9 protein-coding genes are annotated in these 8,962 nt (G+C 70.6%); all 9 read right to left on the reverse strand.

What is annotated here, in order from left to right; all coding sequences use genetic code 11:
* Positions 1–174: 174 nt before the first annotated feature.
* A complete protein-coding gene (locus CcI156_RS23035; RefSeq protein WP_076808197.1) occupies positions 175–405 on the reverse strand; it encodes an MbtH family protein in 231 nt (76 codons plus the stop codon).
* A gap of 285 nt (positions 406–690) precedes the next feature.
* Positions 691–2,016 (reverse strand): PLP-dependent aminotransferase family protein, encoded by a 1,326-nt coding sequence (locus CcI156_RS23040; RefSeq protein ID WP_076808200.1) that lies wholly within the window; start codon positions 2,014–2,016, stop codon positions 691–693.
* Positions 1,929–2,894: a prephenate dehydrogenase gene (locus tag CcI156_RS23045; protein WP_254847579.1), complete on the reverse strand. Its 966-nt coding sequence runs from the start codon at positions 2,892–2,894 to the stop codon at positions 1,929–1,931. The genes CcI156_RS23040 and CcI156_RS23045 overlap by 88 nt, the downstream gene beginning before the upstream one ends.
* A 24-nt stretch (positions 2,895–2,918) precedes the next feature.
* The gene (hppD, locus tag CcI156_RS23050) at positions 2,919–3,986 is read right to left on the reverse strand and encodes a 4-hydroxyphenylpyruvate dioxygenase (RefSeq protein ID WP_076808203.1); all 1,068 of its coding nucleotides are present in this window, start codon (positions 3,984–3,986) and stop codon (positions 2,919–2,921) included.
* A gap of 136 nt (positions 3,987–4,122) precedes the next feature.
* A complete protein-coding gene (dpgD, locus tag CcI156_RS23055; protein ID WP_076808205.1) occupies positions 4,123–4,920 on the reverse strand; it encodes an enoyl-CoA-hydratase DpgD in 798 nt (265 codons plus the stop codon).
* On the reverse strand, positions 4,917–6,215 hold the full coding sequence (dpgC, locus tag CcI156_RS23060) for a (3,5-dihydroxyphenyl)acetyl-CoA 1,2-dioxygenase DpgC (protein WP_076808208.1): 1,299 nt from the start codon (positions 6,213–6,215) through the stop codon (positions 4,917–4,919). Before dpgC ends, dpgD begins: the two co-directional genes overlap by 4 nt.
* A complete protein-coding gene (dpgB, locus tag CcI156_RS23065; protein WP_076808210.1) occupies positions 6,212–6,853 on the reverse strand; it encodes an enoyl-CoA-hydratase DpgB in 642 nt (213 codons plus the stop codon). Before dpgB ends, dpgC begins: the two co-directional genes overlap by 4 nt.
* A complete protein-coding gene (gene dpgA, locus CcI156_RS23070) occupies positions 6,847–7,947 on the reverse strand; it encodes a 3,5-dihydroxyphenylacetyl-CoA synthase DpgA (RefSeq protein WP_076808212.1) in 1,101 nt (366 codons plus the stop codon). Before dpgA ends, dpgB begins: the two co-directional genes overlap by 7 nt.
* Before the next feature lie 70 nt (positions 7,948–8,017).
* Positions 8,018–8,962, reverse strand: a 945-nt coding sequence (locus tag CcI156_RS23075; protein ID WP_139341584.1) for an alpha/beta fold hydrolase, incomplete at its 5' end; no start/stop codon positions are given.

The raw sequence follows: 8,962 nt of genomic DNA on the forward strand, positions 1-8,962 counted from the left end.
GCGGCATCCAACTCCGCATAGGTCAACCGCACATCCTCACAGACCACCGCCACCGCATCAGGCCGCGCGACCACCTGCGCCTGAAACATCTCCGGTAGTGTCAGGTCCGCAGTACCAGGCATCGACGTCCCCGCCTCATCCGTCCGGTATCGAGTGGTGCGGCGAGACCTGCCGTCAGTCGGCGGTCTCGTACTCCGCCATCTCCGCGATGAGGCTCTTGGGCCGCATGTCCGTCCAGTTCTCCTCGATGAAGTCCAGGCACGCCTTTCTGGAGTCCTCACCGTGGACGATGGACCAGCCTCCTGGAACCTCGGCGAAGACCGGCCAGAGYGAATACTGGCCTTCGTCGTTGACGARCACGAAATAGCTGGCGGACTCGTCCTCGAAGGGATTGGTCWTGACCATTACCTCTCTCCGTCGGCGACCATTTGGGGATAACGACTCATCCCACTGTAAGGTAACCGACCCGTGACGGGCAGAGCAAGGCGGTACCCGGCCAGATGTCCGATTCAGCAGTTGGACATCCGGCCCTGAAAATGTCCACTCAGATTCGATGACCGAACGACACGCCTCGTCATCGTGCACGCCCCGTTCATAGGCTTCACCCGGCCAGCCGACCCATGGCCCCCGGTAACCGGCTCACCCCGGTAACCGGCTCGGTGCGGTAACCGACTCAGTGCGGTAACCGACTCAGCGCGGCGGGTTGGCCTGCGACTCCACGAAGCCGACCAGCCGCGCGATGCCCTCCTCGATGTCGAAGCGGGTCAGGTAGCTGGTGGACAGCCGGATGCTGTGGTCGCCGCCRCCCTTCGGATAGAAGTAGGACATCGGCGTCCAGATAACCCCGAAGTCCTGCGCCGAACGGGTCAGCGCGGCATTGTCGGCACGGAACGGCACCCGCATGGTCAGGAAGAATCCGCCGCGGGGTGAGTTCCAGCTCACCCCGCGCTCGGCCCGCCGCTCGGCCGGCAGGTGCTTGTCCAGGCACTGCAGCATGGCGCGCATGGTGTCGCCGTAGTAGGCCGAGGTCTCGCCGTTCAGCTCGGAGATCCGGCCGTCGGCGGCGAGCAGGGCCCCGGCGATGGCGGCCTGGCTGAGCGGCGAGGTGTTCACCGTGACCATGCTCTTGATCTTGGYGAGGTCGTCGGCCAGCAGCCCGGTCCCTCCGGAGGCGTCCCGCACCACCTGGTCGGCGACCGCGAATCCGACGCGGGCCCCCGGGAAGACCGTCTTGGAGTAGGAGCCGAGGTGGATCACCCGGCGCGCCGGATCGAGCGACTTCAGCGTCGGCACCTGCGGGCCCGGGCTGACCAGCCGGTACGGGCTGTCCTCAAGGATCAGCAGGTCAAGGCGTACGGCCAGGTCGAGCAGCGCCCGCCGGGCCGGCAGCGGCATGGTCACCCCGGAGGGGTTGGAGTGGTCGGGGACCACGTAGACGGCCCTGACCCGGCGCCCGCGCGCCCGCTCGGCCGCGACCGCGGCCGCCAGATCGGCGCAGTGCAGCCCGTCCGCCCGTTCCTCGACCGGGGTCACCTCGATGTCCAACAGCCGGGCCGCGCCGGTGATCCCCACGTAGCACGGGCTGGAGACGACCAGCACGTCGCCCGGGTCCCGCATGAGCGCCCGCAGCGCCAGGAACATCGCCTCCTGGCAGCCGACCGTGACCACGATGGACTCCGGCGGCACGTCGATGCCCTCGTCCACCCGGAGTGATTCGGCGATCAGCTTCCGGATCTGTCCGGCGGACGGGCCGTACTGGAACAGGGCGTCGCGGATCTGAGCTGGCGAGTCGCCCCGCTCGGCCAGGTGATCGAGATAACGCCGCACCTGCGTGAAGATCTRCTCGATGTCGAAGAAGCCGTCATAGGGCCGTCCAGGAGCGAACGAGATCGCCGTGGGGAAACGCACGGTGACCTCGTTGAGAAAGTTCATCGTGTCCATGACGGGATCGGCGACGCTGGAGTGCAGGTCTTCCTTGCGCAGGTCTTCCTTGCGCGGGTAATGGGTTGTCTCCATCRGCTGTCCTCCACTTTCTGTGGATCGGGGATGCGACCGTGCCCGACCCKGCCGCGGACCAGCAGATCGGTGACGGCGGTGTTCCCCTCGGACCGCAGCGCCGAGGCCGTACGTGCCAGATCCCGCGCCACCTCGTCGAGCACGTCGGCGATCGGATGGGCGTTGGCCGACATGATGCCGAGCCACAGCCGAGGGTCGCCCGCCGCGATCCGGGTGACGTCGCGCGCACCCTGCCCGGTCAGCCTCATGATTGTCTCCGGGGTGTCCACGAAGCGGGCCGCCATCGCCGAGGCCACCACGTGCGGGGCGTGCGAGATCACCGCCATCGCCCGGTCGTGCTCGGCGGGATCCATCAGGACCGGCCGCGCGCCGCAGGCCCGCACCAGCGCGGTCACCGTGGCGGCGGCGGCCGCGCCGGACTCGCCGGTGGGGCACAGTACCCAGGACCGGCCGCGGAACAGGCCGGCCCGGGCGGCCAGCGGCCCTGACCATTCCCTGCCGCCCAGGGGGTGGCCTCCGACGAAGGCCGTGAGGTCGCAGCCCAGCTTGGYAGCCTCGGCGATCGGCGCCTGCTTGACGCTGGCCACGTCGGTGTACACGTGGGCCACCTGGTGCTTCTGCGCGTCCMGCAGGGCGGCAGGCACGGCGGCGGGCGGTACGGCCAGCACCGCGAGGTCGGCGGGAGCGCCCCGGTAGGCGGCGGGTCCACCGGGTAGCACCACCCCGGCGCCGAGGCCCGCGGCGAGCCGCGCCGCCGCCGGATCGCGGTCGGTCAGCAGCACGTCGGCGCCGTGGTCGCGTACGGCCAGGGCGATCGAGGTGCCGATTAATMCGGCGCCGATGACGATGAGGCGCCGGGGCACGAGATCAGCTCCCACCTGCTCACTCCCCCAAGGCCGRGGTCAGGCGCTCTCGGCGGCCCGTTGGCGTTCGACGGCCTCGTACAGGGCCTTGATGTTGTTGCTGCCGAACGTGTGGGCGCCGCGGCGGTCGATCAGCTCGTGGAAAAAGGTCCGCCTGGGGTGCCGGGACGCGGTGAAGATCTGCAGCATGACGCCGCCGTGGTCGCGATCGGCCAGGATATTGAGCTCACGCAGCGTCTCCACCGRGACGCCGACCGGGCCGAGCCGCGCCGGCAGCGCCTCGTAGTAGCTCGCCGGGGTGGTGAGGAACCGCACCCCGCGCTTCGCGCTGTCCCGGACCGCCGCCGTGATGTCGTCGGTGCGGAACGCGATGTGCTGGATTCCCGCCCCGCCGTGCGAGCGGACGAACTCGTCGATCTGGCCGGGGGCGCGGGTGGTGTCCGGTTCGATGATGGTGAAGGTGACCTTGCCGGACGGGCTGCGCACCACCTGGGAGTCCATGGCCTGAGAGCCGACCACGATGCGCTCCTCGAAGGTCCGGGTGAAGCCGAACACGTCCCGATAGGCGCGTACGGTCGGGTGCAGTTCGCCGGCGGGCAGGCAGACCGCGACGTGGTCGATGGCCCTGAGCAGGCCTTCGTTGGAGCGGTCTGGGACGGTCTCCTCGATGAGGCCGGGCGAGAAGGGCCCCTCGACCGCCTCCCGGGAGGTGAAGCGGTGCTCCACGTCGCCGAACCCGGCCACCGACGCGAAGGTCACGCGGCCGCCCGGCGTTCCCAGGGTCTCGGGCGGCGTGACCGGCACCGCTCCACGATTCACCGCCTCGGCGAACGCGGCCTGCGCCTGGTCGACGGCGAAGCCGATGACCGCCACTCCGTCGCCGTGCCGACGGACGAACTCGGCGGCGCGGTGGTCGGAGCTGGTCGCGGCGGTGACGACGACAGTGATGTCGCACTGCCGCAGCAGCACCGACTCGCAGCCCTTGAGCCCGGTGCGCGGCCCGCCTCGGCCGGTGACGGTGAAACCGAAGGAATCGCACAGTTCGGCCGCAGCCTGCGCGGCGTCCTCGACGAACAGCTCAATGTGGTCGATCGAATGAATGTCCATTCTTGCCCCTCCGTTCGTTGCGCCTCGACGCGCTTTCCACCCCAGCCCGCTGGTTAACCGGAATGACGCCCACCCCCGATTACGGATTCTTTTCTCCTGGACGACGCACCAGCGGTGGGCGGCGGACGGCGCGGGCTCAGCGGCCAGCCCATTCTGGGTCGCGTTTCTCGACGAACGCTCGGACCCCTTCCGCGGAGTCCAGGCTGTGCCGGCGCCGCTCTTCCCAGTGGTATCGGGCGGAGAATGCCTCCGGCAGCGGCATGTCGAGAGATCTGAGCACCACTTCCTTGATGGCGCGAACCGAGAGGGGGGCGCTTCTGATGATGTCGTCGGTCCACTCGGCGACGCAGCCGTCCAGCTCCGGGTAGGAAACCACGTCGTTGACCAGGCCGAACCGCAGTGCCGTCGCGGCGGTCAGCCGGCGACCGGTGAGCAGATACCCCATCGCGGTCTTCAGCGGAAGCTGCCGGGCCAGCCGGAACGCGCCGCCGGCCCCGGGGATCAGGCCGAGCCGCGCCTCCGGCAGCCCGAAGACCGCGTGCTCGGCGGCGACGATGAGGTCGCAGGCCAGGGCCAGCTCGAACCCGCCACCCAGCGCGTACCMGTTGACCCGCGCGATCACCGGCTTGGACAGGGTGAAGCGCTCGGTAAGCCGGGGCCAGCCGGGCTGACCCCGGCTACCGAGGGAGGTGGCGGGCGCGCCTCGCTCGGTGAGCTCTGCCCGCTCCTTGAGGTCCTGGCCGACCGAGAAGGCCCGGTCGCCCGCGCCGGTCAGCACCGCCACCCACACCTCATCGTCGGCCTCCACGTCGTTCCAGATCGCGGCGAGCTCCTGGTGAGTCCGCTGGTCCAGCGCGTTGAACACCTCAGGCCGGTCGATCATGATGCTGGCCACGTGGCCCTTCTTCGCGTAGCGCACCCGCGGCTCGTTCATGCGAGGCTCCCGGCGAATCGGCCGACCTTGTCGATGACATCCTGATCATGAAGCCGCAGCGCCTGCTGCAGCACGAACTCGGCCACGAAGCGGCGGAACTCCGCCACAGGYTCCTCGGCGAGGTTCAGCATCCGCCGGTTGGCGACCACCGCCGGCCCGTCGAGCCGGGCCACGCTCCGGTCGACGGCGGCGTCCAGCTCGTGCGGCTCGACGACCTCGTCGAGCACGCACCGGGCCGCGGGCTCGGTCGCCCAGATGCGGCGGCCGCCCAGGATGACCTGGCGGGCCAGCCGTGGCCCGGCGCACCGGCTGAGCCGCAGCGCCGAGACCCCGGGAATGATGCCCTCCCGCGTGGCCGGAAGGCTGAAGTAGGAGTCGGCCGCGGCCAGGACATGATCGAACACCAGCAGGAGCTGGGCCCCGCCGCCGATGGCAAAGGTGTCCACGGCGGCCACCCACGGCTTCTCGATCACGCCACCGCGCCAGGTCGCCCCCTCTCCGGCGACCAGACCTCTAACGATCTTGCTGATGTAGCCGAGCTCGCGACGCAGCAGGAACCCGACCAGCGAGATCTCCCCGGCGTGCAGGCGCTTGAGGTTGATGCCCACGCTGAACACCCGCCGGCCCCGGTAGCGCGGATGGCTCATCTCCCCGCCGCGCAGCAGCCCCACCCGGACGGCCGGGTCGAGCAGGGCCAGGTCGACGACGGTCTCCATGTCCTCGACCTGCTGCTCGTCCTCGGCGTTCAGKCAGTCGTCGCGGCACATGGTGAGGTGGGCCACCCCGTCGCGCCGGTCCAGGCGTACCGTCTCCAGCCGCAGCGAACCGGTGCGGCGGAACTCGGGCAGCAGCGCCAGCGCGCGCGGGGTCGGGTGYAGCATCGAGTCGAGCAGGTGCGGACCGGACAGCGGCGAGCGCAGCACCGCCCGCAGGAAGATGCCCTGGTCGATCTCGCGCCCTTCCTTGTTTCTCTGCGGCCGCTCGCGTTCCACGGCGAGTTGCCCGGTGGTGGGCACCAGGCCGGGGACCGCGGTCGCGGCGGCCTCGACCAGCTCACCGAGCCGCAGCCTGATGGTGCGGCCAGCCGTGAGCCGGTCGTACACCTGGTCGGCATGCGCGTCCATGAACCGGACCCGCAGCAGGCGGATCCCGTCCACCACGGCGGCGGCCTCGGCCCGCTGCTCGGGTGAGCGCACCGCGGGCTCGGGCAACGCGGCGAGCCGTTCCTCGGCGCGCTCGGCCGCCTCGGCCAGAGCCTTCTCCGCCCGCTGCGGGGCGGCGACCCCGGCCGTCATGATGCCGCCCCGCGGCGCAGCGCACGGTCGTAGGCGGCCAGGTGGGCACCGAGCGCTTCCTCGAAGCTCGTGGTGCTCGCATCGAACATCAGCTGCCGTCTGATCGCCAGCTCCCGCCCGGGGAAGGCTTCCACCGGCACGCCCTCCGGATCGTCGGACAGTTCGTCGAGCAGCCCGAGCCGCAGCGCCTCGACGGCGTCGATCGGCGCGCCGAACATCACTGCCCGGCGAGCCGCGGCGGTCCCTACCTGCTGGACGAGCCGGTAGAGGGCCATCCCGGGCCAGGTGGCCCCGCCGTCGGTCATGACGAGCAGCCGAGTGCCGGGGGTGGCCAGGCGCACGTCGGTGGCCAGGAGTACGTCGAGTGCCGTCCCGCCGCAGTCCCCCGAGGCGATGGCGACCGTCGTCGCGGACTGCCGCTCCAGCCGGCGCAGTGCCMGCTCCCACTTGGTCACGAGACCGACGGTCAGGTCCTCGGGCACCCCGCCGCGCGGGGCGCCCGACACGTGGGCGACCAGGGCTGCGGTCCCGCCGGAGTCCTCCACCCGGTCGCAGACCTCGGCGACCCGGCGGACCGACTCGGCCGACAACGGCTGGGCGCCGTCGATCCTCAGCACGATCTCCTTCGCCCTCACCATTGGACCAACGCCATCTCGATGGTGGAGCCGGGCCMCATGGCCATCAGCACCCCGTGGTCACCGGGACGGGTAACGCCCTCCTGGCACAGCCGCTCATAGGAGAACAGGAAGGAGCCGCTGGACACGTTCCCGTAGTCACGCRGGACTCCGGTGGTRTGCCGGACGTCGTGGCGGGTGAGCCCGAGATTGACCACGACCGCGTCGATGACTTTCTTCCCGCCCGAGTGCACCAGCCAGTAGGCGATGTCGCTGCGCCGCAGGCCGGTGCCCGCCAGCAGCCGGTCGGCGACCAGCTCGGCGTGCGCGCCCACCACGTAGGGGATCTGCGGGTCGAGGAAGAAGCTGAACCGTCCCTGGTCGCGGTCCCAGTCGTAGCGCATGGCGTCGATCGCGTCGGTGATGACGCAGCTCGCGAACTTCAGAATGCGCGCCCCCGGACCTGGCGTGCCGGCGACCATGGCCACCGCGGCGGCACCGTCGCCGAACAAGCTGTTGACCACGGCCGTGCGCATCGTGGAGTCCAGCGCGTACGCCGCCGAGCACGCCTCGACGCACAGCACGACGGAGAGCTCTCCCGGGTGCGCCGCCGACCAGCCGGCCACCACGTTGAGCGCGTTCAGGCCCGCGTTGCAGCCCATGCCGACGATGTCGCTGCGGCTGCAGTGCCGGTCGATGCCCAGCTCGCGGATGATCAGTGCGCTGAGCCCCGGGACGAGGAATCCGGTCGAGGTCACGCAGCACAGATGGCCCAAGTCGGCCAGCTCGGCGCCGGCGTCCTTCAGACAGGCGGTGAGGGCCTCGATCCCCATGCCGACTGCGAGCCGCTTGTGCTTGTCCAGCAGGTCGCCCTGCGGCTCGCAGACCCGGCGGCCGGCAGCGTCGGCCGGGGGCAAGGTGAGGTGGCGCCGATCGATCGCGCTGTTGAGGAAGACCGAGCGGACCCTGGGATCCGTCACGCCCAGGATGTCGAGCAGCTCCCGCTGGGTGTACGACGTGGCGGTCACGGCGGTCCCGACACCCGCGATCCTGGCGATCGGCCGGACGTGYGGGAGCGCTGCGGCCGGGGGCTCCGGCCGGTCGAGGCTGATGGTCATCGGAAGGTCCATCCCCACATGCGCGGCTTGCTACGGAGGAGCGGTCGAATGCTTGTCGTCGGCACCTTTCTCACCTCTCGTGTCGTGCCAGCTTCTCGGTGATCACCCGTGCGATCTCCGCGAGATGTTCTGCCTGCATGAGCTCCTGGTGGGCTCCTGAGATTTCGTGACCGTCGATCCGCCCGTCGACGTAGGGCCGCCACAGGGTGGGCGCCTCGGCTGCGGGCTGGGAGGGCAACCGGTCAAGCAGCGCGACGAACAGCAGCAGGTCGCCGTGCAGGACATCCGGAGTGAACTCCGCGCCCAGCCTCATGGTGTTGTCGAGCACCGAGCGGATCCTGCGCAGCCGCTCGCCGTCGACGTCCCCGCGGCCGACGTCCCCACGGCCGACGACCTGCTCGATCATCCGGTCCAGCCGCTGGTCCATCTTCCCGCGGACCTTCGGCATGACCTCCCGGCCGTCCTCCGGCCGGCTCCGTACGGCGGTGGAGGCGGGATAGCCGTCGAGAATCGCCAGGAGGCCGACCTGCTCGCCCCGTGCCTGGATGTGGGTGGCGAGGGCATGGGCGACCACCCCGCCCAGCGACCAGCCGAGCAGGTGGTAGGGGCCGGTGGGCTGGACGGATCGGATCCGTTCGAAGTAGTCGGCCGCCATGTCCGCCACGGTCCGCGGCAACGGCTCGGTCCGGGCCAGGCCTCGTGCCTGGAGGCCGTAGATGGGCAGGTCAGCGGGCAGGTGGTCGGCCAGGCCCGTGTAGCGCCAACTGATGCCCTCCACCGGGTGGACGCAGAACAGCGCGGGCCGGGTCCCCTCGGTGCGGATCGGCAGCAGGACGTCGAAGTCGTCGTCCTCGCCGCGGGTCTCCAGGGATGCCGCGACACCGGCCGGGGTGGGCTCGGCGAACAGCGTGCGGACGTTCAGCTCCGTGCCCAGCACCTCGCGGATGCGAGCGATCAGCCGCATGGCCAGCAGCGAGTCGCCGCCGAGGTCGAAGAAGCCGTCGTCGGCCCCGAC

The sequence above is a fragment of the Frankia sp. CcI156 genome (genome assembly GCF_001983015.1).
Classification (GTDB): Bacteria; Actinomycetota; Actinomycetes; order Frankiales; family Frankiaceae; genus Frankia; species Frankia casuarinae.